Source organism: Suipraeoptans intestinalis (genome assembly GCF_034091795.1).
In the GTDB taxonomy this organism is placed as follows: Bacteria; Bacillota; Clostridia; order Lachnospirales; family Lachnospiraceae; genus Suipraeoptans; species Suipraeoptans intestinalis.
This window is the reverse complement of sequence record NZ_JAXFXH010000004.1, coordinates 24,705-50,247: the sequence shown is the minus strand read 5'-3', so window position 1 is coordinate 50,247 and position 25,543 is coordinate 24,705. Positions and strand designations below refer to the sequence as shown.

At 49.3% G+C, this 25,543-nt stretch carries 26 protein-coding genes; 22 read left to right on the top strand and 4 right to left on the bottom strand.

Features of this window, described 5'->3' with window-relative positions:
- The first annotated feature begins 34 nt into the window (after nucleotides 1-34).
- From dnaX to SOW26_RS01185, 7 genes are all read left to right on the top strand, one after another.
- On the top strand, nucleotides 35-1,609 hold the full coding sequence (gene dnaX / locus SOW26_RS01215; protein ID WP_276960284.1) for a DNA polymerase III subunit gamma/tau: 1,575 nt from the start codon (nucleotides 35-37) through the stop codon (nucleotides 1,607-1,609).
- Between the two features lie 14 nt (nucleotides 1,610-1,623).
- Nucleotides 1,624-1,977, top strand: a complete 354-nt coding sequence (locus tag SOW26_RS01210) for a YbaB/EbfC family nucleoid-associated protein (protein ID WP_154477379.1) — start codon at nucleotides 1,624-1,626, stop codon at nucleotides 1,975-1,977.
- 14 nt (nucleotides 1,978-1,991) lie between these two features.
- Nucleotides 1,992-2,588, top strand: coding sequence for a recombination mediator RecR (gene recR, locus SOW26_RS01205; protein WP_154477381.1), 597 nt, complete (start codon nucleotides 1,992-1,994; stop codon nucleotides 2,586-2,588).
- A gap of 18 nt (nucleotides 2,589-2,606) precedes the next feature.
- Entirely contained in the window at nucleotides 2,607-3,719 is a 1,113-nt protein-coding gene (locus SOW26_RS01200; RefSeq protein ID WP_276960285.1) for a LacI family DNA-binding transcriptional regulator, read from the top strand.
- Between the two features lie 328 nt (nucleotides 3,720-4,047).
- A complete protein-coding gene (fsa, locus tag SOW26_RS01195; RefSeq protein ID WP_276960286.1) occupies nucleotides 4,048-4,701 on the top strand; it encodes a fructose-6-phosphate aldolase in 654 nt (217 codons plus the stop codon).
- A gap of 36 nt (nucleotides 4,702-4,737) precedes the next feature.
- Complete coding sequence (locus SOW26_RS01190) at nucleotides 4,738-5,562, top strand: transketolase (RefSeq protein WP_276960287.1); 825 nt, start codon at nucleotides 4,738-4,740, stop codon at nucleotides 5,560-5,562.
- Nucleotides 5,562-6,503, top strand: coding sequence for a transketolase family protein (locus tag SOW26_RS01185; protein WP_276960288.1), 942 nt, complete (start codon nucleotides 5,562-5,564; stop codon nucleotides 6,501-6,503). The genes SOW26_RS01190 and SOW26_RS01185 overlap by 1 nt, the downstream gene beginning before the upstream one ends.
- A gap of 69 nt (nucleotides 6,504-6,572) precedes the next feature.
- On the opposite strand, the gene SOW26_RS01180 is transcribed toward SOW26_RS01185, so the two are convergent.
- The 3 genes from SOW26_RS01180 to SOW26_RS01170 all read right to left on the bottom strand — a co-directional run bounded on the left by SOW26_RS01180 (nucleotide 6,573) and on the right by SOW26_RS01170 (nucleotide 9,292).
- Nucleotides 6,573-7,409, bottom strand: coding sequence for an Abi family protein (locus tag SOW26_RS01180; protein WP_276960289.1), 837 nt, complete (start codon nucleotides 7,407-7,409; stop codon nucleotides 6,573-6,575).
- Between the two features lie 335 nt (nucleotides 7,410-7,744).
- The gene (locus SOW26_RS01175; RefSeq protein ID WP_320651728.1) at nucleotides 7,745-8,443 is read right to left on the bottom strand and encodes an RluA family pseudouridine synthase; all 699 of its coding nucleotides are present in this window, start codon (nucleotides 8,441-8,443) and stop codon (nucleotides 7,745-7,747) included.
- Nucleotides 8,444-8,497: 54 nt separating this feature from the next.
- On the bottom strand, nucleotides 8,498-9,292 hold the full coding sequence (locus SOW26_RS01170; protein WP_276959579.1) for an HAD family hydrolase: 795 nt from the start codon (nucleotides 9,290-9,292) through the stop codon (nucleotides 8,498-8,500).
- Nucleotides 9,293-9,388: 96 nt separating this feature from the next.
- Here SOW26_RS01170 and rpiB point away from each other — a divergent pair, with 96 nt between their 5' ends.
- The 11 genes from rpiB to SOW26_RS01115 all read left to right on the top strand — a co-directional run bounded on the left by rpiB (nucleotide 9,389) and on the right by SOW26_RS01115 (nucleotide 21,081).
- Nucleotides 9,389-9,832, top strand: coding sequence for a ribose 5-phosphate isomerase B (rpiB, locus tag SOW26_RS01165; protein ID WP_276959581.1), 444 nt, complete (start codon nucleotides 9,389-9,391; stop codon nucleotides 9,830-9,832).
- Nucleotides 9,833-9,964: 132 nt separating this feature from the next.
- Nucleotides 9,965-10,591 (top strand): HAD family hydrolase, encoded by a 627-nt coding sequence (locus SOW26_RS01160; protein ID WP_276959583.1) that lies wholly within the window; start codon nucleotides 9,965-9,967, stop codon nucleotides 10,589-10,591.
- A 120-nt stretch (nucleotides 10,592-10,711) separates the two neighbouring features.
- Nucleotides 10,712-11,863, top strand: a complete 1,152-nt coding sequence (locus SOW26_RS01155) for an ROK family protein (protein ID WP_276959585.1) — start codon at nucleotides 10,712-10,714, stop codon at nucleotides 11,861-11,863.
- Nucleotides 11,864-12,126: 263 nt separating this feature from the next.
- Nucleotides 12,127-12,903: an SDR family oxidoreductase gene (locus SOW26_RS01150; protein ID WP_154477397.1), complete on the top strand. Its 777-nt coding sequence runs from the start codon at nucleotides 12,127-12,129 to the stop codon at nucleotides 12,901-12,903.
- Nucleotides 12,904-12,971: 68 nt separating this feature from the next.
- The gene (locus SOW26_RS01145; RefSeq protein WP_276959587.1) at nucleotides 12,972-13,985 is read left to right on the top strand and encodes a sugar ABC transporter substrate-binding protein; all 1,014 of its coding nucleotides are present in this window, start codon (nucleotides 12,972-12,974) and stop codon (nucleotides 13,983-13,985) included.
- Between the two features lie 69 nt (nucleotides 13,986-14,054).
- Nucleotides 14,055-15,563, top strand: a complete 1,509-nt coding sequence (locus SOW26_RS01140; protein ID WP_276959589.1) for a sugar ABC transporter ATP-binding protein — start codon at nucleotides 14,055-14,057, stop codon at nucleotides 15,561-15,563.
- Nucleotides 15,564-15,569: 6 nt separating this feature from the next.
- The gene (locus SOW26_RS01135) at nucleotides 15,570-16,517 is read left to right on the top strand and encodes an ABC transporter permease (protein WP_154477403.1); all 948 of its coding nucleotides are present in this window, start codon (nucleotides 15,570-15,572) and stop codon (nucleotides 16,515-16,517) included.
- Between the two features lie 182 nt (nucleotides 16,518-16,699).
- Entirely contained in the window at nucleotides 16,700-17,731 is a 1,032-nt protein-coding gene (locus tag SOW26_RS01130; protein ID WP_276959591.1) for a zinc-dependent alcohol dehydrogenase family protein, read from the top strand.
- A 55-nt stretch (nucleotides 17,732-17,786) separates the two neighbouring features.
- The gene (locus tag SOW26_RS01125; protein WP_235899315.1) at nucleotides 17,787-18,917 is read left to right on the top strand and encodes an ROK family transcriptional regulator; all 1,131 of its coding nucleotides are present in this window, start codon (nucleotides 17,787-17,789) and stop codon (nucleotides 18,915-18,917) included.
- Nucleotides 18,918-18,940: 23 nt separating this feature from the next.
- The gene (locus tag SOW26_RS01120; protein ID WP_276959594.1) at nucleotides 18,941-20,473 is read left to right on the top strand and encodes an FGGY-family carbohydrate kinase; all 1,533 of its coding nucleotides are present in this window, start codon (nucleotides 18,941-18,943) and stop codon (nucleotides 20,471-20,473) included.
- A 284-nt stretch (nucleotides 20,474-20,757) separates the two neighbouring features.
- Nucleotides 20,758-21,081 (top strand): FMN-binding protein, encoded by a 324-nt coding sequence (locus tag SOW26_RS01115; protein WP_472910320.1) that lies wholly within the window; start codon nucleotides 20,758-20,760, stop codon nucleotides 21,079-21,081.
- 12 nt (nucleotides 21,082-21,093) lie between these two features.
- On the opposite strand, the gene SOW26_RS01110 is transcribed toward SOW26_RS01115, so the two are convergent.
- A complete protein-coding gene (locus SOW26_RS01110) occupies nucleotides 21,094-22,362 on the bottom strand; it encodes an HlyC/CorC family transporter (RefSeq protein ID WP_320651727.1) in 1,269 nt (422 codons plus the stop codon).
- A 223-nt stretch (nucleotides 22,363-22,585) separates the two neighbouring features.
- Between SOW26_RS01110 and murB the strand changes: the two genes are divergently transcribed.
- Genes murB through SOW26_RS01090 form a run of 4 tightly spaced genes read left to right on the top strand, consistent with a single transcriptional unit; the run spans nucleotide 22,586 to nucleotide 25,535 of the window.
- Nucleotides 22,586-23,494, top strand: a complete 909-nt coding sequence (gene murB, locus SOW26_RS01105; RefSeq protein ID WP_320651726.1) for a UDP-N-acetylmuramate dehydrogenase — start codon at nucleotides 22,586-22,588, stop codon at nucleotides 23,492-23,494.
- Between the two features lies 1 nt (nucleotide 23,495).
- Nucleotides 23,496-24,374 (top strand): RNase adapter RapZ, encoded by an 879-nt coding sequence (gene rapZ, locus SOW26_RS01100; RefSeq protein ID WP_154477413.1) that lies wholly within the window; start codon nucleotides 23,496-23,498, stop codon nucleotides 24,372-24,374.
- Nucleotides 24,375-24,385: 11 nt separating this feature from the next.
- Nucleotides 24,386-25,261 carry a DNA-binding protein WhiA gene (gene whiA / locus SOW26_RS01095; RefSeq protein WP_154477415.1) on the top strand — a complete coding sequence of 292 codons (876 nt, stop codon included), beginning with the start codon at nucleotides 24,386-24,388 and terminating at the stop codon, nucleotides 25,259-25,261.
- A gap of 16 nt (nucleotides 25,262-25,277) precedes the next feature.
- A complete protein-coding gene (locus tag SOW26_RS01090; RefSeq protein WP_154477417.1) occupies nucleotides 25,278-25,535 on the top strand; it encodes an HPr family phosphocarrier protein in 258 nt (85 codons plus the stop codon).
- The last annotated feature ends 8 nt before the right edge of the window (nucleotides 25,536-25,543 follow it).

Genomic DNA, 25,543 nt, shown 5'->3' with positions numbered 1-25,543 from the left:
CAGCGAGAGAAGCAGAAAAGACGGGAGAAAAATCATGTCATATATGGCATTATATCGCAAATTCAGACCGCAGGGATTTCAGGATGTAAAAGGCCAGGAGGCCCTGGTGCGGACTTTAAAAAATCAAATACAGGCGGATCGGATCGGGCATGCGTATCTGTTTTGCGGAACGAGGGGAACCGGAAAAACGACGGTGGCAAAGATTTTTGCGAAGGCAGTCAATTGTGAACACCCCAGGGAAGGCAGTCCCTGCGGAGCCTGCTCCATGTGCAGGGAGATCGGGGAAGGCAGCTCCATGAATGTCATCGAGATCGATGCGGCATCTAATAACGGAGTAGACAATATCCGGGAGATCCGGGAAGAGGTGTCCTACCGTCCGGCAAAGGGAAAGTATAAGGTCTACATTATCGACGAGGTGCATATGCTTTCGGCAGGAGCCTTTAACGCACTGCTGAAAACACTGGAGGAACCGCCGGAATATGTGATCTTTATTCTGGCTACCACAGAGGTGCACAAAATTCCGGTCACGATCCTAAGCAGATGTCAGAGATACGACTTCCGCAGGATCGACAGCGGTACGATCACAGAGCGCCTGCAGGAGCTGGTAGAAAAGGAAGGGCTTCAGGTGGAGGAAAAAGCGATCCGGTACATTGCACGCATGGGGGATGGATCCATGCGGGATGCGCTGAGTCTTCTGGACCAATGTACCGCCTTTTATCTGGGGGAGAAGCTGACCTATGAGCATGTACTGGAGGTGCTGGGAGCGGTGGACCAGTCCGTTTTTGGGAAACTGCTGGAGAAGCTGCTGGCGGCAGAAGTAAAGGGTGTGATCCAAACGGTGGAAGAGCTGGTGCTCCAAGGACGGGAGCTGACGCAGATGACGATAGACTTTACCTGGTATCTGCGAAATCTCCTTCTGGTAACGGAAGGAGAAGAAGCGGCAGAGCTTCTGGAGATTTCGGCAGAGCAGTTCCATCAGCTTCAGAGCCTGCGAAAGAAGGTAGAGGACGAAACATTGTTTCATTACATCCGGGTATTCTCCGAGCTGAGCAATCAGATGAAATTTTCCGGGCAAAAGAGGATCTTGCTGGAAATGACACTGATCAGACTTTGCAGGCCGGAGATGGAGAAGAAGGAGGATGCCCTGTGGGACAGGCTGCGGCGAATGGAACAGCGGCTGACAGTGATGGAGGAGGAACCTTCTGCCCGCCCGGTGATCCGGGAGGGGGGAACAAAGCTGCAGCAGGAGGCACAAAGTCCCAGGCCGGCACTTCCCGAGGCGTTGACGGAAGAGGTGCAGTATGTAGCAAAAAACTTTCGGGAGATCATACAGGAAGCATCTCCCCTGCTTCGGATATGTCTGAAAAAAGCGAGGCTGAGCGCGGGAGAGGGAAATCTGCTTTTGGTGGTGATGCCAAGCGAAGTGGAGGCGGATGCAGTAAGAGCTCCGGAACGGCTGGAGGAGCTGTCGCGTCTGTTGGAGGAAAAAACGGAAAAACAGATCCGGATAGACGTTCGCCAGATGGAGAAGGGCAGACGGTTTGAGGACAGCTTTGTAGACATAGAACAACAGATACACATGGAACTGACGATTGAGGAGCAAGAATAAAGGAGGAACAGACAATGGCAAAAAGAGGTGGATTTCCGGGAGGCGGAATGCCGGGAAACATGGCAAATCTGATGAAGCAGGCACAAAAGATGCAGCGGCAGATGGAAGAGCAGGCAAAAGAAATGGAAACCAGGGAATTTGTGGCTACGGCGGGAGGCGGAGCCGTGGAGGTGACGGTTTCCGGAACCAAGCAGATCCTGAAGCTGAAGCTGGATCAGGAGGTTGTGGATCCCGATGATGTGGAAATGCTGGAAGACCTTATTGTGGCGGCAGTCAATGAAGCGATGGGGAAAGTGGATGAATCTTCTGCTTCTGCCATGTCCAGGCTGACTGGCGGAATGGGTGGACAGATCCCGGGATTGTTTTAATGGAGTGAACAGGAATGGATTATTACAGTGGACAGATCAGCAGACTGATAGAGGAGCTGTCGCGTCTGCCGGGCATAGGTTCAAAGTCAGCGGCACGGCTGGCTTTTCATTTGATCCATATGCCGGTGGAGGAAGTGGAGCGCCTAGCGGACACCATGGTAGACGCCAGAAAAAATGTCAGGTACTGCAGACAATGTTATACGCTGACAGATCAGGAGTTGTGCCCGATCTGCAGCAATCAGGAGAGAGACCAGAAGACTATCATGGTGGTGGAAACCACAAGGGATCTGGCCGCTTATGAAAAAACAGGCAAATATAAAGGCGTTTATCATGTGCTTCATGGGGCGATCTCGCCGATGATCGGGGTGGGTCCAGGAGATATTAAGCTGAAAGAGCTGATCGAAAGGCTGCAGGGAGAAGTGGATGAGGTGATCATTGCCACCAATTCCAGCCTGGAAGGAGAAACGACGGCCATGTATATCAGCAAGCTGATCAAACCGGCGGGGATCAAGGTCAGTCGGATCGCCAGCGGAGTGCCGGTAGGAGGCGACCTGGAATACATAGACGAGGTGACGCTTCTTCGGGCGCTGGAAGGCAGGACTCAGCTGTAGAAGAAGGAGGCCAAAGGAATGGGCAGAAAAAAGAGCGCGGCAGGAACCTCTGCACAGGTGGCAAGCCTGGCGGGTGTTTCCCAATCCACTGTCTCCATGATACTAAATCGCAAGTCAAATGTTTCTTTTTCCAAAGAAACCATCGAAAAAGTGGAGACGGCAGCCAGGAAATTAAATTATGTGCTTCCGCAGAAAAAGGTACGAAGCAGAAAAAAGGGAGAAAGACTTCTGGTAGTGTTCTGTCCGAACCTGACCAATCCTTATTATGTTATGCTACTGCAGGGGATCGAGTCCAGAGCGAGGGAGCAGGGGTTCGGTCTCTTTGTCTGCAATACCCAAAGGGATCTGAAAATGGAGGAGCGATATCTGAAGATGGTACGCAGCCTCAAACCGCAGGGGGTGATCTACACCTGCAATCCCGGCTCCGGCTTTCTGGGAGCGGTGGAGCGTCTTTCCCGGGAGATCCCCATTGCCATCATCAACAATCAGAATGAAAAAATGAAGGTGGATGCGGTGGAACTGGATAATGCAAAGCTGGGGCGTATTATGGCCAGACACCTTTTGAAGCTGGGGCATCATCAGGTGGCATATATTGCACCGCCTCTTACTCTGCGACAAAAGCAGCGATCCAAGCGGGTAGAAGGATTTCTGGCAGAATATGAAAAGGCGGGGTGGAAAGAGGGCGTTACCGTAAAAGCAGCAAAGGAAGAAGCGGACCGAAAGATGCCGGATATTGATTCGGAATATCAGATCGGCTATCAACTGACAAAAGAACTTCTGGCAGAGAAAGAAAAGGTCACGGCCATTGTGGGGCTGAACGATATGATCGCATTTGGGATCCTGGACGCTCTCTATGAGGCGAAGATCAAGGTTCCTCAGGAGGTATCGGTGATGGGCTGCGACAACACCCTTTTTGCCAGAATGAGCAAGGTAGATCTTACCACCATCGAACATTTTGTGGTATTCAAGGGGAGAGATGCCTGCGACATCATTATGAAAAAGATGGAGTCCCACTACAGGGAAACCTCTCAGCCGGAACCCATCAGCACGTATCACGTGGAATATGAGCCAAGGCTGATCGTCCGGGGAACGACGGCGAACGCCTATACCGGAAAAAAGAACAAACATTAATAGTTTTCAAATAATTATTAATAATAAATTAGTTTTTCTCCTTCGCAGGAGTGAAAGCGAAAACGGCGGCAACATGCCGGGGGATTTTGGATAAGTCCGGAGAAAGCAAAGCGAAAAAAGGAAATAGAAAGTTTTCCGCAAAACGGGGAAGAAAATGCAGGGGAACAAAAAGAGGAGAAACGAAAAAAAGCCAGGATTGATAAAAAATACTAATAAAAATAATTGATTATTAATAAAAATCCAGATCTATTGACCGTGCTTCTGAAGATGGGATATAATCAAAGGCAAATGTGCAAGTAAGGCGTATGAATTGAAGGAGGAAGTTGGCATGAAATTTTTTATCGACACAGCAAAGGTGGAAGATATCCGGAAAGCAAATGATATGGGCGTGATCTGCGGTGTGACCACCAACCCGTCTCTGATCGCAAAAGAAGGAAGAGTGTTTGAGGAAGTGATCGCAGAGATCGCAGGGATCGTGGATGGGCCTATCAGCGGGGAAGTAAAAGCAACGACGGTGGATGCAGAGGGGATGATCGAGGAAGGCAGAAAGATCGCGGCGATCCATCCCAACATGGTAGTAAAGCTTCCCATGACGGTGGAAGGATTGAAGGCATGCAAAGCCTTGACTCAGGAGGGGATCAAGACGAATGTGACCCTGATTTTTACCGCCAATCAGGCGCTTTTGGCAGCGAGGGCAGGAGCTACCTTTGTATCTCCGTTTCTGGGACGACTGGATGATATCTCTGTAAGAGGAACGGATCTGATCGCAGAGATCGCAGAGATATTCGCGGTAGCAGGGATCGAGACAGAGATCATTGCGGCAAGCGTACGACATCCTCTCCATGTAACAGACTGTGCACTGGCAGGAGCAGACATTGCCACCGTGCCGTATTCCGTTATCGAGCAGATGACGAAGCACCCTCTGACAGATGCGGGGATCGAAAAGTTTCAGGCAGATTACAAGGCGGTTTTTGGAGAATAGCAAAGATCATTCCAAAGAAGTGAAAGGAACACACAGATGAACAAAGCAGAGTTAAAACACACAGCAAATGAAATCAGAAAAGGGATCCTGACGGCGGTTTATCATGCGAAATCAGGACATCCGGGCGGATCCTTGTCGGCTACAGAACTTTATACCTATCTGTTTTTCAAAGAGATGAGGATCGATCCTAAGGATCCCAAAAAGGCGGACCGGGACCGGTTTGTTCTGTCCAAGGGTCATACGGCGCCGGGCTATTATGCGACGCTGGCTAACAGGGGATTTTTCCCGGTGAAAGATCTGGAAACTTTGAGAAAGGTTGGATCTTACCTACAGGGACATCCGGATATGAAACACATACCGGGAGTAGATATGAGCAGTGGATCTTTGGGACAGGGAATCTCCACCGCAGTAGGTATGGCGATCTCTGCCAAGCTGAGCGGACAGGACTACAGAGTTTATACCCTGTTGGGAGACGGAGAGATCCAGGAAGGACAGGTGTGGGAGGCTGCCATGCTGGCGGCTCACAGGAAGCTGGACAACCTGGTGGTGATCGTAGATAATAACAATCTGCAGATCGACGGAGCGATCGATGAGGTAAATTCCCCGTATCCCATTGACAAGAAGTTTGAAGCATTTAACTTCCATGTGATAAATATTGACGGGCATGATTTTGACGCGATCGAAAATGCTTTGAAAGAAGCGAGGGAGACCAAGGGCCGTCCCACAGCTATCGTTGCGAAGACGGTAAAGGGAAAAGGAGTTTCCTTCATGGAAAACAAGGCGGCATGGCACGGATCTGCACCGAATCAGGAGCAGTACGAAGCGGCAATGGCAGAATTAGAGAAAGCAGGTGAAGTGTAATGGCAGAGAGAAAGAAGATCGCAACGAGAGAAAGCTATGGAAATGCATTGGCAGAGCTGGGAAAGCTGCATGAGGATGTGGTCGTTCTGGATGCAGACCTGGCGGCAGCTACAAAAACCAGTACATTTCAGAAGGCGTTTCCGGAACGCCATATTGACTGCGGGATCGCGGAATGCAACATGATCGGCGTGGCAGCCGGTCTTGCGGCGGCAGGCAAGGTTCCGTTTGCCAGCTCTTTTGCCATGTTTGCAGCAGGGCGCGCGTTTGAACAGGTGAGAAACTCTGTGGGCTATCCAAAGCTGAACGTAAAGATCGGAGCGACCCATGCAGGGATCTCCGTAGGAGAGGACGGGGCGACCCACCAGTGCAACGAGGACATTGCCCTGATGCGTACCATTCCGGGAATGGTGGTGCTGAATCCGGCTGACGATGTGGAAGCAAGGGCGGCTGTAGCCGCGGCCTATGCGCATAAAGGACCGGTTTACCTGCGGTTTGGCAGGCTGGCAGTTCCGGTGATCAATGAGGAAGAAACGTATCAGTTTGAGATCGGAAAGTCTATCCGTTTAAGAGAAGGGAAGGATGTGACCATCATCGCCTCCGGCCTTCCGGTATCCGAGTCGCTGGAAGCGGCGAAAATGCTGGCAGAAGATGGGATTGAGGCGGAAGTGATCAATATGCATACCATCAAGCCGCTGGATGAAGCGGCGGTGATCGAGGCGGCAAAAAAGACAGGAAAGATCGTGACGGTGGAAGAGCATTCTATTATAGGAGGTCTGGGAAGCGCCGTTTGTGATGTGGTTGCAGAGAAAGCGCCGGCCAGAGTCATGAAGATCGGAATCAACGACACCTATGGAGAATCCGGACCGGCGGCAGAGCTGATCAAAAAGTATGGACTGGATGCACAGAGCATTTACGAAAAAATCAAAGGGTTCCTGAAATAGGAAACCAGAGCGGAAGAAAAGAGCGGAGGGCTGATACTTCCGTTCTTTTTTTGAAAATTATGATGTACATCAAAAATGGATTTTCCAATCGGATGGGAAATTTAATCTGCGAATATCGCAGACATCAGAATAATTATTCAGTAACCGTTTGAAATCAGTTATAAAAATCGTCCAGGAATTTTCGGTTGGGCGAAGGTATTTCATAGAAAGTATAATTTGATATAGGCCACTGTATCGAGGAGGCGGACTAATGATGTCAGAATAAATAAGCTGTGGCCTTGTGCTGATGCTACGATTGTAAATACGGCTGTTGTGGGCGCAAATATTTCTCATTATGGAAACAGACTGAACCCAGGATGTGAACATGTCTTTTGATGGGTTGATATCATGTCCGTCGCCGCTTTTGAACTTATAATTTTTTATCAGTTCAGAAAACGCGCTGTTGTTGCCGGTTTTCATATTCTTAATAGTTTTTGATATAGTGCCGAAAGACATTACTTCGACAGCCGCCCATATAGGAATGGCTCCATCGTGGTTATGGAAGTTATGCTCTATGAAAATATCATTGGAGCGACTGATTTCGGATGCAATGGTGCTCTGATTTTTCCAGAATGTTTTCTTGTCCTTAAATACAGAAGGATTATTTAAAACCAGTGTATCTTGGGTAATCTGAAATGCGTTGACAAGCCGCGATTTTAATGCAACCTCAATTTGCGATGAATATCTGAACAGCAGACCAGACAGCTCTGAATCAAAATAGTACAGCCTTAAAACATCAGACAAATTTGTTCCTTTTATGTACTTTTTGGTGGAAGGATCAATAAGATGAAAACTGTAGCCTTTCAATCGGTAATATCCAATTGTGGTTAGTGCTATTTCAGCAACATCAATTGAATCTATTATCATTCCGTTGTCCTTGAGTTTTTGAATTAATTGTGTAATAGATAAAAAATTCTTGGGGTATGTATACATTGTTTACCTCTGGATATAGAAAGTCCCGCCGGGTTGCGCATTCTTGCCGAAACAAGACTAAGCGTGGCGGGTTCTGTTAATCGTATCTTACTTGGAATGAATCAATTTGTCAATATATTGAACTGGATTTAATAGGATGCTTTTGTTATATACACATTGTCGCATTATTTGCCGAGATGTCTCGCGTCTCAATTTCGGAGGGATACCAATCCCCTTCCAATATCTTTGCTGCGTTACCTTCCAATCCTGTATCCATATCTCGCTTTTATTCAGTTCGTATGATGTACTCCATCCAGCAGAGAAAATACCATGGGGTTTCCGGTTTCCGGGTGGAGAAATTCCAGGCGGTAGGCGCACAGACACAGTCTGTTTGTAAAAAGGGCAGAGGAGCCGTATTTTCTGTCACCGCAGATAGGGCAGCCCAGGTGTGCCAGCTGTACCCGTATCTGATGATGCCGCCCGGTTTCCAGCCGGATATCCAATTCTGTTCCCGGGGGAAGTGAAGGAGAGCCTGCGAAATAGTACGGGGGCTGCACCACCGTCTGATAAAACAGGGAGGCTGGTTTTGCGGCGGGATCTGAAGGCGTGGAAATACGGGAAAGATTTGTTTTGGTGTCTTTTGTTAGGTAATCCTTCAGATATCCCTTTGGCTGAGTCGGCTGGCTTTGCGTAAATGCCCGGTAGTATTTTCCAAAGCCGTTGCGCTGCAGCTGCTTGTTTAAACTGGCGGCTGTCTGGGAAGTCAGGGCAAAAACAAGGATCCCTTCCACCGGCTGATCCAGGCGATGGATCACGCCGAGAAAAGGCTCCCGTCCTGCCGGACGACTTTGTGCCAGATGATTTTTTAGGTGAGATTCCACGGTCATCTCGCCGATGCGACGGCTCTGGGTGGCCATACCGGGTGGCTTTTGACAAACCAGAATAGAGTCATCCTCATATAAAATAACAGGCTGATAAGAAACTTTCATAAAATGTCCTTTCAGATTCAGGTGAAAAGCGGTTTAAGCCGTGCAAAGACTGCTCTACCGGTTCCGGGCAGGCAGGCTGTCCAGCAGATCCCGGAGGACGGTTTCCACAGAGTCGGTGACGTGGGTGGCGTATTTTTGGATGCCTTCTGCGCCGCTTGCCATGGCATAGCTGGTGCCGGCAAACTGGAGCATCTCTTTGTCGTTGTACTCATCGCCAAAGGCCATACATTCCTCAGGACGAATCCGGAGATAGTCTGTCAGACGGGCAAGGGCAGTTCCTTTATTGACGCCGATGGCGGCAAAGTCGATCCAACCGGGGCCGGCGGTGACGACTTTCAGCCGGGAGGAAAAAGAACGGTAGGATTGCTGAAATAAGGCTTCTGTGTTTGTGAAGTCACAAAAAGAGATCTTTAAAAAAGCTTCCTCCACCTGAGACAGGTCCTCTACCGCGTAAATATTGGAACGGATCTCCTGCTGCATAAGGTGAAGGAACCCGTCACTTTTTGAATCCGTGTAGGCGCAGGATTCACAGGACAGCAGACAGCTGCAGTGGGGATAATTTCGGGAAAATCGAAACAGCTCCAGTCCCAGATCCCGGGGAATCTCCCCTTTTACCAAAACGGTTGCATTCTGAATGCATAAGGATCCGTTTTCTGCGATGTAGTAAATGTCGTCCCGAATCGGGGCAAAAAGCTGATGCAGGCTGTGCAGCTGCCTGCCGCTGGCCGCGGCAAATTGAATCCCTCTTTCTTTCAACTCCATGATCAGAGGAAAAAGAGAAGGATCCAGTCGCTGGGCGCCATCCTTCAGCAGAGTGCCGTCCAGATCACTTGCGATTAATTTTATCATAAAACCTCCTTGAAATCCTGATGTGTAAGGTTGTTATTTTGATACCAGCACATTATAATATAAAAAGAAACAAAGTGGAAGAGAGGAAGGAAGCCAATGACAAAGATAGGAATCGGAAATGACCATGCAGGAGTAGAACTGAAACGGGAGATCACACAGCATCTGCAGGATCAGGGATATGAAGTCTGGAACTATGGAACGGATACAGAAGAAAGCTGCAGTTATTCGGATTATGGAAAAAAGGTGGCAAAGGCAGTAATAAGCGGAGAAGTGGAGAAGGGAATCCTGATCTGCGGTACAGGGATCGGGATTTCGCTGGCGGCCAACAAGGTAAAGGGAATCCGAGCCGCCGTTTGTTCGGAGCCATGTTCGGCAAGGCTGTCCAAACAGCACAACAACACAAACATCCTTGCCTTTGGAGCAAGGATCATCGGTCCGGAGATGGCGAAAATGATCGTGGATGAGTGGCTGGCAGCCGAATTCCAGGGAGGACGGCATCAGGAAAGAGTGGATCTTCTGATGGCGATCGAAGAAGAATAGAGACAGGAAAGACGGCGGCAAGTCGTCTTTTTTCTCTGCTGAGAGCTTTACGGATGAGGGGAGCAGGAAGCAGACGGGAAAGAAGACAGAAAGGAAACAGAAAGAAAACAAACAAGCAGGAGGAAGAAAACAATGGAAGCAGTGATATTTGATCTGGATGGAACGCTGTGGGATTCTACAGAAGAGGTGGCCAGGGCGTGGAACGAGGTACTGGCAGGAAGAACGGACATTGCCAAAACGGTGACGCCAGAGGAACTGAAAGGGGAATTTGGGAAGCCGTTGCAGGAGATCATAGCCAACGTATTTCCTGAGATACAGGAAGAAGAAAGAGAATCCTTTACAGAGGCCATTTTGTCCTATCAGAACAAAAAAATGGAAGAGGCGGACTGCCTGCGATATCCGCACATGGAAGAAACGATACAGACCCTTAGTAAACAGTACCGGCTTTTTATCGTCAGCAACTGCCAGGCAGGGTATATAGAGGCCTTTCTGAAAAATACGGGGCTGGGAGAGTATATAACAGATTTTACCTGTCCGGGAGATACGGGCATGCTGAAGGCGGAAAATATCCGCTATATCATGAAAAAGCACCGGCTGCAAAGGGCAGTCTATGTGGGGGACACAAGAGGCGATGAGGCGGCATGCAAAGAGGCGGATATCCCAATGATCTATGCGGCGTATGGCTTTGGGTGGGTAGAAGATGCCCATGAACAGATCAGTGACCTGCAGGAGCTACAGGGAATATTAGACAAATTTTAAAGAGAGTTTAGATAAAATTTAGACAAAATTATAACAAAACTTGCAAAACGACAAAGGGTATGCTAAAATTAGAAAAACACTTAATTAAACATTTTAATAAAGTGGATATCGGAGAACAGTATGGGACCAGGTACAAATAATCTCCAAGTGAGAAAAATCAATCGAAACAGAGTATTTCGTTATATAAACAGTGTAGAAAAAACATCGATGCCGGAGATCGCTTCCGCTCTTCGGATGAGCACTCCGACGGTGCTGGGAGTAGTAAAAGAACTGCTGAAGGAAGGGATCGTCGAAGAGGTGGGGGAGTTTGGCTCCACCGGAGGAAGAAAGGCCAAGGCCTATGCCGCCAGAAAAGATACCAGGTACAGCATAGGAGTGGATCTTACCAAAAACCATGTAGGGATCACATATACAGATTTTACACAGCAGGCCAAATGCCATGAGAGGGTGTACAAGCCATTTGAGGACACGGCAGACTACTTTCGGGAAGTGGCAGAGCTGATCCGGAAATTTGTGGAAGAAAACCAGATCGACCAGGACAAGATCCTGGGAATGGCCATGTCTGTGCCGGGGATCGTGGATGAAGAGCAGGGAATGATCACGGCGTCCCATGCCCTGGGGATCCATGGGGTACCCCTGGACAAATGGAAGGACTACCTTCCTTATCCCTGCAAATTTATTAACGACGCCAATGCCGCTGCCATTGCAGAGTGCGCCGTGTCGGACATCCAGGGCAATATGCTGTACCTTCTGCTGAGCAATACGGTAGGAGGAGCGGCGAGGATGCAGACCCTGAACGGAGGAGAAGGGTTAAAGCCCAGACTGTATCTGGGAGATAACTGGAGAAGCTGTGAATTTGGACATATGGTGATCCGTCCGGAGGGAAACAGATGCTACTGCGGAAAGATCGGGTGTCTGGATACATATTGTTCTGCCCTGCGTTTGGCGGAACAGACAGAAGGAAACCTGGAGAGGTTTTTTGTGGAGATGGAAGAGGGAAACGAAAAATACCGCAGGATCTTTGCAAAATACCTGGACGATCTGACCATTGCAGTGGATAATCTGCGGATGCAGTTTGACTGTCGGGTGATTCTGGGTGGGTACGTAGGATGTTATCTGGAGCCTTACATCCATGTTCTTCAGGAAAAGATGCGGGAAAGAGACATTTTCGGCTCTTCCGGAGATTACGTTATGGCATGCAGATCCAGAAAAGAGGCATCCGCTCTGGGGGGCGCAGTTCTTGTGATGGAGGAATACTTGGAGTCGGTATAGCGCCGGGAACGGACGTCGGGAGTATCCGGTGGGGATCCGGGAAACGGGATTCGGGATCCGGAAAACGTCTGCAAATGATAATAAAATAACATTATGCAAAATAAACGAAAACCGAAAAATGATTTTGGCGGATATTACGTCTTGCACAACAGGGTCCTGCAGAATATAATGCAAGATATAAAAATTACATTTATAAAACACATTTACAAAACTGGTTGCAAATCAACAACCTGGATGATTGTTGATGCGAGAAGGAGGAAACTATGGGTATCATTGAAAAAATGCGGCTGGACGGGAAGGCGATCTACGTTACAGGCGGAGCAAGCGGCATCGGAAAAGCAGCATCCTATGGATTTGCAGAGGCAGGAGCAGACGTGGCAATCGTTGACATCAACCTGGAAGGAGCCAGGAAGGTGGCAGAGGAAATCGCACAGGCTACAGGATCCAAGACCATTGCCATTCAGGCGGATGTGACCAATCCGGAAGAGGTAGAAGCCATGGTGGCAAAGGTGGTGGAAACTTACGGAAAACTGGACGCCTGCTACAACAATGCGGGGATCGCAGTAAACGCTCCGGCAGAAGAGATGACCTTTGAACAGTGGAAGAAAGTGATCGACATCAACCTGACGGGAGTGTACCTTTGCTCGACGGCGGCAGGACGCCAGATGCTGAAGCAGGGATACGGATCTATCATTAATACGGCATCCATGTCCGGACATATTGTGAATGTGCCGCAGCCACAGTGTGCATACAATGCCTCCAAGGCGGGCGTGATCATGCTGACCAAATCTCTGGCCATCGAGTGGGCAAAGAGAGGCGTGCGCGTCAACTGTATCAGCCCCGGCTATATCGGGACGGAGTTGATCATGCAGGCAGAGAATCTGAAGCCGTTGATCGAAGTGTGGAACGGTATGGCGCCCATGGGAAGACTTGGCAAGCCGGAAGAGCTTCAGTCGGTGCTGGTATATTTGGCAGGCGACAGCAGTACCTTTACCACCGGCTCGGACATTGTGGTGGATGGAGCGTTTACCTGTTTCTAACAGAATGGTTCAGTCTAAAGGATAGCTAAAGCGAAAGCTATAAAATAAAAAATTTAGGAGGAGCGATTATGAAGAAAAAAGTGTTAAGTGCGATCTTAAGCGTTGCGATGGTAGCCGCATTGCTGGTAGGTTGTACGACAAAGTCCCCGGTGAAGGAAGACGAGAAGGACGCAGAAAAGAAGGACAGCTACAAGGTGGGAGTAACCATTCAGTCATTGGAGAATGACTACTGGGCAGGCGTATTCGGAGAAGTAGAAAAAATGCTCAAGGACAAAGGATGGGACTATACGATCGTAGATTGTAAGGACAACTCTGCTACACAGATCAGCCAGATCGAAAACTTTATCACAGCAGGATGCGACCTGATCATGGTACATCCGTCTGACCCGGATGCGGTAGAAGACGTTTGCAAGCAGGCGCTGGACGCAGGCGTGAAGGTAATGTGCTGGGATGACAAGATGGAAAACACCACAGCAAACTGGGTATTGGACAACACTGAGCTGGGAATCACCATTGCAAAGCCGGCGGCAGATTTTATCAATGAGCACTATTCTGCAGACAACAAAGCAGAGGTATGTGTAATCGGCTATCCGCAGACACCGATCCTTCTGGAAAGAGAGAACGGTATCCTGGAAGGACTGAAAGGCGCAGAAGGCAAGTATGAAGTAGTTGCACAGATCGAGGGACTGGAAGCAAATGATGCACAGACCAACGTAGAGACGGTACTTCAGGCACATCCCAACTGTAAAGTGTTTGTAACCATCGGAGCAGGATCTGATATCGGAGCAAACCAGGCGCTTCTGACAAAATACAATGGAAATATTCCGGAAGACTGCGGTATCTTCTCCGGTGATGCAACAGAGCAGCAGATGAGAGCCATTAAGAGCGGAAAAGAAGCTTCCAATACGACCGTTGGATTTGAAGGATCCAACACAAGAACAGCAAAAGCTTGTGTGGGTATGTATGAAAAGATCCTGAACGGAGACGACTTCTCCGGAGAGAAACACAATATCTTCAGACCATTTGTAGTCATCAATGCAGACAATGTAGATGAATACCTGGCAGATTATGACAAGAAGTAAGAAGAAATAACAGATCGTAAGTGGAGGCGGCTTTGTCCGCCTCCAATGAATATAAAACGGGAGAACGGTATGAGTGAAGAATACGTATTGCAGCTACAGCACATAAGAAAAGAATATCCGGGCGTTGTAGCGTTGAAAGATGTTTCCCTGGAACTGAAAAAGGGAGAAATTCTTGCGTTGATCGGGGAAAATGGAGCAGGAAAATCCACGTTGATCAAGACGTGTTCCGGAGCAGTGATCCCCACATCAGGAAAAATCATCGTAAATGGAAGAGAATATGACAGTATGACCCCACAGCTGGCGGCAGAAAACGGAATCGCCATCATCTATCAGGAATTTAATAACGTGGCGGAGCTGTCGGCGGCAGAAAACCTGTTTTTGGGAAGACCCATCCGAAAAGGGATTATCGTAGACAAGGCGGCGATGGAAAGAGAGGCGGAAAAGGCCTTTGCTCAGCTGCACATCAAGATCAATCCCAAAACACTCATGAAAAACCTGACGGTAGGCTATCAGCAGATGGTGGAGATCGCAAAAGCGATCCAGCAAAATGCAAAGGTGCTGATCATGGACGAGCCGTCTGCGCCTCTGACTAGCGCAGAGGTGGAAAGCATGTTTGAAGTGGTGGAGAGACTGAGGAAAGACGGGATCTCTATCATCTATATTTCCCACAGACTGGAAGAGATCTATCGGCTGTCCGACAGGATCGTGGTGCTAAGAGACGGGGAATATATCAAGACGCTGATCACAAAAGAAAGCCAGGTGGAGGAACTGATCCATCTGATGGTGGGAAGAGAGCTGACAGAATCTTATCCCCCCAGAGAAAACTGTATCGACCACAAGAATGTGGTTCTGGAACTGAAGCATGTTACAGGGAACGGTGATGAAGATATCAGCCTGAAGCTCCATAAAGGGGAGATCCTGGGCCTGGGAGGCCTGGTGGGCGCCGGGCGGACAGAGCTGGCGCAGCTGATCTTTGGAGCGGCCAAGAAAAAATCAGGGCAGATTTTCTTCAATGGAAAAGAAATCAACCCGAAAAGTCCAAGGGAAGCAATAGATCTGGGAATCGCGCTGGTTCCGGAGGATCGTAAGCGGCATGGAGCTATGCTTGGGATATCCATCAAAAACAATATCAACATGCCGATTTATGAGAGAAATTCAACATTGGGCGTCATTCATGCAAAAAAAGAAATGGAGGTTGCCCAAAGATATAAAGAGGATCTTGCCATCAAAACCCCTTCGCTGCATCAGCTGGTGAAAAACCTGAGCGGAGGAAATCAGCAGAAGGTGATTCTGGCAAGATGGATGGCGGCAAATTCCCAGCTGGTGATTTTTGATGAACCTACCAGAGGGATCGACGTGGGAGCCAAGTATGAGATCTACAAATTAATGAATGAGCTGGTAGAAAAAGAGGGCAAGACGATTCTGCTGATCTCGTCGGAGATGGAAGAACTGATGGGAATGTCGGACAGGATTATCGTGCTGGCAGAGGGCAAGATGACCGGGGAGCTGGAAAAAGGTGAGTTTGACCAGAGCACCATTATGGCATTTGCGTCAGCAGCAGAAATCAAGGAGGTTTAATGGATTATGAATAACAAAGTATTGTATCACATCAAGGATAAGGCGATCTGGGTGGTGTTTGTTCTGCTGTTTATCGCGTTTACCATCGCAAATCCAAGATTTATCACACCCAACAACCTGATTACCATTGCGCGTCAGGTTTCCATGTATGGAATCGCATCCATCGGTATGACCTTTGTCATCCTTCTGGGAGGGATCGATCTGGCGACCGGTTCTATCATTACCTTTGTAAATATCCTGTGTGCGTATTTCATGGTGCATAACGGACTGAATATGTATGTGGCCATCCTGCTTTCCCTGGTGGTTGCCACACTGATCGGAACGCTGAACGGATTTATGGTATCTACGGTGGGAATGCCGGCGCTGATCGCAACCTTTGCAACGCAGACGATCTTTGCGGGACTTGCCTACCTTCTCAGTGGCGGAAGCCCCATCAACGGGTTTACCGAGAAGTTTAAAATGATCGGACAGGGGTACGTAGGTCCCATTCCGGTCCCGGTCATCATTATGATCATCTGCTTTGCCGTGGGAAGCTTCATTTTGAACAAGACGTATTTCGGACGCTACTTCTACGCCGTAGGAGGAAATGAGGAAGCTGCCCAGCTGTCCGGAATCCGTGTAGGACGTGTGAAATATTTGGTATACTCTCTTTCCGGCCTGTTTGCCGGTCTGGCAGGGATCGTAATGCTTTCCAGAACCAACTCAGGTCAGCCGACCGCCGGGATCGGATATGAGTTCGACGTGATCACCTGCGTGGTTTTGGGTGGCGTGTCGGTAACCGGAGGATTTGGAAAGCTTTCTAATGTTATCGCAGGTGTTTTGATCATCGGAGGGCTGACCAACGGAATGGTGCTGATGAACGTAAGCTCCTACACTCAGATGGTGGTAAAAGGACTGGTGCTTGCATTCGCTGTAGGATTTGACTGTATCCAGAAGCGGAAACATTCCAACTAAAAAGAACGAAAAAAGAAAAGGATCTTACAGAAAACTTGACAAGAAAGAACATTGTCAGGTTTTCTTTGCTCCTGGGGAAAATTTTGCGGATCCCGGGAAAAAATATGCGTCAGATTATGGAGTAATTTTGAAAAATACAGTATGATAGGAACAGGAAAAAGCTGGAAAAAAAGGAGATGTATATGGAGAAAAGGGTTATGAAGGCGGCGGTCTACCGGGGAAAGGAAGAGATCCGGGTGGAAGAAGTCCCGGTAAGAGAACTGAAGGAAAACGAGGTAATGATCCGGGTAAAATACTGCGGCGTCTGTGGAACGGACGTACACATCTATCATGGAGACGGAGGATCCAGTGCAGTCACTCCGCCGTTGATCCCGGGACATGAATTTTCCGGGATCGTGGAAGCGGTGGGAGAAAAGGTCACGGCCGTGGCGTGTGGGGATCCGGTAACGGGAGATCCGAACGATATGTGCGGAGAGTGTTACTTCTGTAAAAGCGGAAAGCAGCATTTTTGTACCAACAACATCGGGATCGGAACCACCCGGGACGGAGGATTTGCAGAATACGTGATCCTGAGAGAAAAGCAGGTATACAAGGTGCCCGAAGGGATGGATCTGATGGAGGCGGCCATGGCGGAACCCATTTCCTGCTGTCTGCACGGGATCGATCTGTGCAGGATCCAGATGGGAAGCACAGTGCTGGTGATGGGAGGCGGCCCCATCGGCATGATTATGCTGCAGATGGCGAAACTGGCAGGAGCGGCAAAGGTCATTCTCTCAGAACCGGTGGCAGAAAAGAGAGAAATGGCGCTTCGTCTGGGAGCTACCAAGACCATTGACCCTCTGAACGAAGATGTGAAAGAAATGTTGGACGCATATTGCGATAACGTGGATGTGGTGATCGAATGTGTGGGAAGTGTACGGACGCAGGCGGATGCCATTCGATTTGCAGGAAAGGGAGCAACGGTGATGTTTTTCGGGCTGGCTGCTCCGGAGGAGTCCTTTCCACTGCGGCCGGATGATGTCTTTAAAAAGGAACTGACCGTCACATCATCCTTTATCAATCCGTACACCTTTGAAAGAGCGATACAGATACTGGAGACGGGACAAATCCAATTGAAAGAACTGATCACGACCGTACTTCCGCTGGAAGAGATAGAAAAGGCTCTGGCAGATGAGACCTGTCGGAGAGCCGGAAAGGTTATGATCCGACTGTAGGCGCAGGCCGCACGGAACAATACGGGAAAAAGCGGCCTAAAAAGGAGTACGCAGGATGGAAAAATTAAGTGCAAGTGAGATCAAGCTGCAGAACCGGCAGATGGTCTACCGCTATATCAGGGAAAATGGGCCGGTATCCAAGCAGGACATCGTGGTGGCGCTGCAGTTGAGTCTGCCTACCGTTACCCAAAACCTGGAATATCTGAAAAAACAAGGGCTGATCGACGCGTCCAGAAAGATCAAGCATACAGGAGGACGGAACGCTACGGCATACACCTACATTAAAAATGCAAAAACTGCTATAGGAGTGTCTCTGACAGCCAATCACATGAGCGTGGTGGCGGTGGATCTGTCCGGGGAAGTGATCGGGCTGGTCCGGGAGAAAGCAGTGTTTGACCTGGGCGATGAAACCTATCTGAAAAAACTGGGGGAAACAGTGGAGCTGGTGAAGGAAACGGCAGGGATCTCCACGGAACGACTATTGGGAGTGGGGATTTCCGTGCCGGGATTTATCTCGGATGACGGCGAGGAGGTCACCTACGGGCGGACCCTAGGATTTACCGGGAGAAAACGTGAGGAGATCGCCAGGTACATCCCCTACAGACATTTTCTGGTGCATGATTCCTATGCGGCCGGATGCATGGAATCCTGGGAAAACCATAGGATCACCAATGCCTTTTACATCAGCCTGGGAAACAGCATCGGAGGCACCGTTATCATTCAGAATGAGATTTATCAGGGAGACAGCCGAAAAGGCGGAGAGATCGGGCATATGACGGTGGTTCCCTCCGGCGGAAAAACATGCTACTGCGGGAAAAAGGGGTGCTTTGACACGGTGTGCCGGGCAACCAATCTGGACACATATACGGATGGAAACCTGGAAGAATTTTTTCTTCGTCTGAAGCAGGGCGATAAGAAAGCGGAGAAAATGTGGAAGGAGTATTTGAACCATCTTTCCCTGGCTATCCATAATATCCGGATGCTGTTTGACGGATCGATCATCCTGGGCGGTTACGTAGGGGCTTACATCGGAGATTATATGGAGCTGCTTTGTCAGAAGGTGGATGCCAGAAATCCATTTGGAGACAAGGCGGAGCAATATCTTCTGGAGTGCCGGTACAAGGTGGAGGCTGTGGCGGCAGGCGCGGCGATCTTTTACGTAGACAGATTTTTAAAAAGCATATAAGGCAGATAAAGGAGGAAGCAGAAATGAACTATTTATTGGGAACAGATATCGGAACATCGGGAACCAAAACCATTCTGATGGACACAGAGGGAAAACTGATCGCACAGGACCTTCAGGAATATGATGTATTGACCCCCAGACCCCTGTGGGCAGAGCAGTGGCCGGACGTGTGGTACGAGGCTACGGTGGAATCCATCAAAAACACGGTTTCCAAGGCGCTGGAGCAGGGAGTAAAGAAGGAAGAGATCAAAGGGATCGCCATCAGCGGACTGTACGGCGGCTCCGGAGTGCCGCTGGATGCAGAGATGAAGCCCATCCGCCCCTGTATGATCTGGATGGATCGGAGAGCGGATGCAGAAACGAAATGGGCGCTGGATACCATCGGGGAAGAAAAGCTGCTGGAGATCACCCACAACGGAGCGGATCCTTACTACGGATATACCAAGATGCTCTGGATGAAGCGCAATGAGCCGGAGAACTGGGAGAAGACAAAGCTGTTCCTTCCGCCCAACAACTATGTGATCTACAAGCTGACGGGAGAAGTGGCCATTGACTATTCTTCTGCGGGAAACATTGGCGGTATTTTTGATATGAATAAGCGGGAGTGGTCCCAGGAAATGCTGGACGCCATGGGGATCCCGGCCTCCATGATGCCGGAAAAGGTGGTGGAATCCACGGATATCGTAGGAGGCATGAAAAAAGAGATCGCAGAAGAAATGGGGCTTTGGGAAGGACTTCCGGTGATCGCAGGAGGAATCGACTGCGGAGCAGCCAATATCGGCCTGGGAGTGTTTGAGTCCGGCGTGTATGCGGCGGCTATCGGAACCTCCATGTGCGCCGCCCTGATCTCGGATAAGCCGGTAAAGGGGAAGGGGCTGATCGTGTGGCCATATCTGTACGATGCAAAAAATCTGTCCTATTATTTTGCAGGAGGTAATACGGCAGGTGCTATCGTAAAATGGTTCCGGAATACCCTGTGCCAGTGGGAGATGGAGCAGCAGAAACAAGGCGGCCCCAACCTGTATGACGTATTAAACGGACAGGCGGAAGAGATCCCGGCAGGAAGTGAAGGCCTTCTGGTGCTGCCGTATTTCATGGGAGAGAGAAGCCCGGTATGGGATTCGGATGCAAAAGGCATGATCCTGGGACTGTCTCTGACCCATACCAAGGGACACATTTACCGGGCGTTTCTGGAAGCGGTGGCATATTCTCTGAGAGATGCCATGGAAGCGACGGGAGAAGATCTGGGAGAATACATCCTGCTGGCAGGAGGCGTGACAAAGTCCAAAATCTGGAGACAGATTTTTGCAGACGTTACGGGATATCCGGTGGTTTGCCCCATCTATGACGTGGAGGCCAACATGGGAGATGTGATGCTGGCCGGGATCGGAACAGGCCTTTTGACCTACGAAGAGGTGCAAAAATGGCAGGTGCTGGACAAAAAGATCCTGCCCAACGAAGAAAACCATAAGAAATATAACGAGTACTTCAAGCTGTATAAGAGTACCTATGAACATCTGAAAGAGGACATGAAGGTGCTTACGACGCTTCGATAACCGGGGACAGCTTTGACGGAAGTCAGAGACAACAAGAGATGTGAATCAAAGAAGGCAGCCTGTGGATTCTTTTCACAGAGTTAAAGGTGCAGGAGTCAGGAGAAGAAAATTCTGATGACTGCACCTTTTTTGCGCGTTTTCTCTGCAAAGGGAAAAAATAGAAAGCTCGTAAGTGCAAGAATCGTCGCTTTAGGTAGATGCTATCAGATTTTTGAAAAAAAGAAGGAAGGGTTCAATCTAATTTTAATCTTCGCAGACATAATGAAAAGCGGATAGCCTGCCGGATGATCTGGGGAGAGGAAAAAAGGGAAAAAAGTAGGAATGTCAGAGGAACAACTTCCGTGGAGGTAACGGTAGAAAATGGAACCATCTCGGATGCTACGATTTTGTCTACGGAAGACGATCCGTCGTTTTTTGAGAGAGCAAAAGACCGGGTGATTTCCCAGATCCTGAATACCCAGTCGGTGGAAGTGGATGCAGTGACAGGGGTTACATTCAGCAGCAACGGAATCATGGTGGCGGTGGCAAACGCACTGGATCTGTCCTTTACCAATCCAAACAGCAGTATGCAGCAGGAGGGGCACGGGCAAAGAAAAGGCGGGCAATAGCCCGCCTGCCGTCTATTCGTTTTTATCAGAGTTGTCCGGAAGAAACAAACGGACGTGTTCGATCCGGTTTTTATCCAGCGATTCCACTACCATACGGATGCCATCCTCGGTGGTGATAGCATCGTTTTCCTCGGGGAAGCGATCCAGCAGCTCAATGATGAATCCGCCCAGAGAGTCGTAGGATTCGGAAGATAAGTCCAGCCCCAGCCGGTCGTTCAGCTCTTCCAGATTGATGGAAGCCTCCACCACATATTCGGAAGGGGAGATCTGACGGATGAATTCTTCTTCGTTGTCATCGTATTCATCGTGGATCTCACCCACGATTTCTTCCAGAATGTCTTCCAGCGTGATCAGACCAGCAGTTTCCCCATATTCGTCCAAAACGATGGCGATATTGAGGGAGGCCTGGCGCATCTCTACCAGCAGCTCGGAAATGCTCTTGTATTCGTAGGTAAAATAAGCCTCCCGCAGGATATCCCGGATATGAAATTCCCTGGAATTGTCATAGAGAAGAAGGTCCTTCATATTGATGGTTCCCACCACGTTATCGGTGGTCCCTTCAAAAACAGGAAGACGGGTAAACTTGTCCTCCCGGAAGATCTCGATCAGCTCCTGGTAGGAGCTGTCTATGTCTGCGAAAGTCACATGGACACGGGGAACCATCACATCCTTGGCCCTGGCGTCTCCCAGATCAAACACATTGTAGATCATTTCTCTTTCATCCGATTCGATCACGCCGTCCTCATGGCTGACTTCCACAATGGTACGGAGCTCGTTTTCTGTCATGCTCCGATTTCCGGGATCGGCATGAACACGGAAAAGGAACAGGATCCCCCTGGACAGGCCATTGATCACAAAGATGACAGGCGTCATCAGCTTCATATAGACAGAAACGGTGGGAGCATAAAAAAGGGACATCCTCTCTGCATGTAAGGTGGCCATTGTTTTCGGCGTGATCTCGCCAAAGATCAGGATCAGCAGAGTCAGGATCCCACTGGCGATGGCTACCATATGCCCTCCGAACTGGTAAGCCAGACTGGTGGCCAGGGAGGCGGCCGTCAGATTGACGATGTTGTTACCGATGAGAATAGCGCTGAGCATTTTTCCGGAATGTTCCGTCAGCTGCAGAACAAGATCGGCATGCCGGGTGCCTTCTTCGGCGAGGCTCCTCATCTTGATGCGGTTGACGGTGGTAAGAGCGGTTTCCGCCGAGGAAAACAGGGCGGACAGCACTAGCAGGATCAGCAATATAAGAAATCGTATGACGTCACTGGGGTCCAATTTTTTTCTCTCCTTTTTCTTTACATAGTTAGAGTAACTATAACTGATTTACAGAAAATTTGCAAGATAGGAAAAAAATGGTATAATAAACGAACTGTAGGTTCGGCAGACAGGAGAAGAGTCGGAAGGAACCTGCAAAGAATTGGAAACAGACAGGAAAAACACGTGCCGTACAAGGGGCGAAAGCAGAAAAGCCGGGGCACTTTAGAAAGATGAGGAGCAGATGGACCAGACATTTTTAAGCAGGTTAAAGGAAGAACTGAGAGAGGATCAGATCAGGCAGAGGGAGCCGATGAAAGGCTATGTTACTTTTCGGGTAGGCGGAGAGGCGGACTATTTCCTGCTTCCGGAGACGGAGGAGGAAGTGGGAGAGATCTTGAGCCTTTGTAGAGAATTTGAAATTCCTTATTATATTGTGGGGAACGGAAGTAATCTTCTGGTTTCCGACCAGGGCTACAGAGGCGCGGTGGTGTATTTAAGAAAGCTGCAGCAGATCCGTGTGGAAGGAAATCGGATCCATGCACAGGCAGGAGCGCTGCTGTCTAAGGTGGCGGTGGCAGCCTGGGAAAGCAGCTTGGCAGGGTTTGAGTTTGCAGAAGGGATTCCCGGCACCATCGGAGGAGCCTGTGTGATGAATGCAGGCGCGTATGGAGGAGAACTAAAAGACGTGCTGGAATCGGCAGTGGTCCTGACGCCGGAAGGAGAGATCCGCAGACTGTCCCGGGAGGAAATGGAACTGGGCTACCGTACCAGTGTGGTTTCCAAAAAGGGATATGTGGCGCTGGGAGTCACGTTGAAGCTGCAGGAAGGGAATCAGGAAGAAATCGGAGAGCGGATGGCAGATTTTAAACAGCGCAGAGTGACGAAGCAGCCGCTGGAATACCCCAGTGCAGGAAGCACCTTCAAGCGGCCGGAGGGATATTTTGCAGGAAAGCTGATTCAGGATACGGGCCTTCGGGGATTTTCCTGCGGAGGAGCCCAGGTATCGGAAAAGCACTGCGGATTTGTGATCAATAGAAAAGATGCTACTGCGGCGGAGGTGTATTCCCTGATCTGCCAGGTATCTGACCGGGTATATGAAAAGTTTGGCGTAAGACTGGAGCCGGAAGTAAAGCGTTTGGGAGAGTTTTAGTATGCGGTTTGTAATTGTGACAGGGATGTCGGGAGCCGGAAAAAGTACGGCGTTGAAGATCTTAGAGGATATCGGATACTTTTGTGTAGATAATCTGCCGGTGCCTTTGATCCCGAAGCTGGCGGAGCTGATCCGGGTGCCGAAGAAGGGGCTGGAAAAGCTGGTGCTGGGAGTGGATATCCGCAGCGGAGCCCATCTGGAAGAGATGAAGCAGGTGTTGAAGGTGTTGGATGCAGAAGAGATTGACTGCAAGATCCTGTATATGGAGTGCAAGGATGAAGTGCTGATCAAACGCTACAAGGAAACCAGAAGAACGCATCCGCTGACAGGAAAAGAGCGGGTAGATAAAGGGCTTATAGAAGAAAGACAGAAGATCGGCTTTTTAAAAGAGAGGGCGGACTATGTGCTGGATACCAGCCACATGCTGACCAGGGAACTGAAGGAAGAGCTGAACCAGATTTTTGTGCAGGATAAGGCGTACAACAACCTGTATATCACCGTACTGTCTTTTGGATTTAAGTATGGAATCCCGGCGGATGCAGATCTGGTCTTCGACGTGCGCTTCCTGCCAAATCCATATTATGAAGAGGAGCTTCGCCCGCTGACAGGCAGTGATACGGCGGTCTGTGATTATGTGATGCAGGACGGGGCGGGAGAGGTCTTCCTGGAAAAGCTGGAGGATCTGCTTCGATTCCTGCTTCCGAAGTACGTGAAGGAAGGAAAGACGCAGATGGTGATCGGGATCGGGTGTACAGGAGGAAAGCACAGATCCGTTGCCATTGCGGGGAAATTACAGGAAAGACTTAGAACCTGCGGAGCCTATGGCGTAAGGACGGAGCATAGAGATGTCGAAAAAGACAGAGTGACGAAAGCAGGATAGCAGGAGGAAAGATGTCATTTTCAGGACAGGTGAAACAAGAACTGGCGCAGCAATATCCCAAAGCAAGACATTGCAGACTGGCGGAGTTGGCAGCCATCACCGGATTTTCCGGAATCCATCCGCCAAAGGAAGAGGAGGAAGCAAAGATCTGCTTCCGTACAGAAAACGCCGACCTTGCAAGAAAGTACTTTACATTGCTAAAAAAAACATTTAATATAAAGGCTGATGTTGCGGTCAGAAAGATGACGGGGGGATGTCAATACCGTATTTTTGCTGAAAAAGAGGGGTTGCACGCCGTTTTTAAGGCGCAGGTACAGTCACCTTGCTGCCGGCGCGCTTACATACGCGGAGCTTTTCTGGCGGCAGGATCTATGAGTGACCCGCAAAAGTCCTATCATTTTGAGATCGTGGCAGAGAGGGAAACAGAGGCCGTGATCCTCCAAAAGATGATGAATCAGTTTGGGCTGGACGCGAAGGTCATCTACAGAAAAAAGGCGTATGTCGTTTACTTAAAAGAGGGAACACAGATCGTAGATGTACTGAATATCATGGGGGCCTGCGTGGCGTTGATGGAACTGGAGAATATCCGTATTTTGAAGGAGATGCGCAACGCCGTGAACCGCAAGGTAAACTGTGAAACGGCCAATATTCACAAGACTGTGTCAGCCGCAGTGAAGCAAAACGAAGACATTCAGTATATTCGAGATACCATCGGGCTTGATGATTTGCCGGAAAGTTTGCGTGAGATGGCCGAGGTGCGCTTGTCTCATCCGGAGGCGTCCCTGAAAGAATTGGGACAGCTGCTGCAGACACCCATAGGAAAATCAGGAGTTAACCATCGGTTACGGAAACTGGGAGAGATGGCAGAGAAGCTGAGAGCGAGATAAGGAGGAGCAATTTACGATGATTAAAAAACCTGTGATGATTCAAAACAACATGGAAATGGAGGACAGGCCGGTGGCACATCTTGTGCAGGAGGCGAGCCAATATGCCAGCCAGGTGTACATCGAAATGGACAATAAGAAGATCAATGCCAAGAGCATTATGGGTATGATGAGCCTGAGACTTCAAAAAGGAAGAGAAGTGGTGCTGATCGCAGAGGGGCAGGATGAGCTGGAAGCGATCGCCGGTGTAGAAGGATTTTTGGCTGCCGGCAATTAAGGACGGCA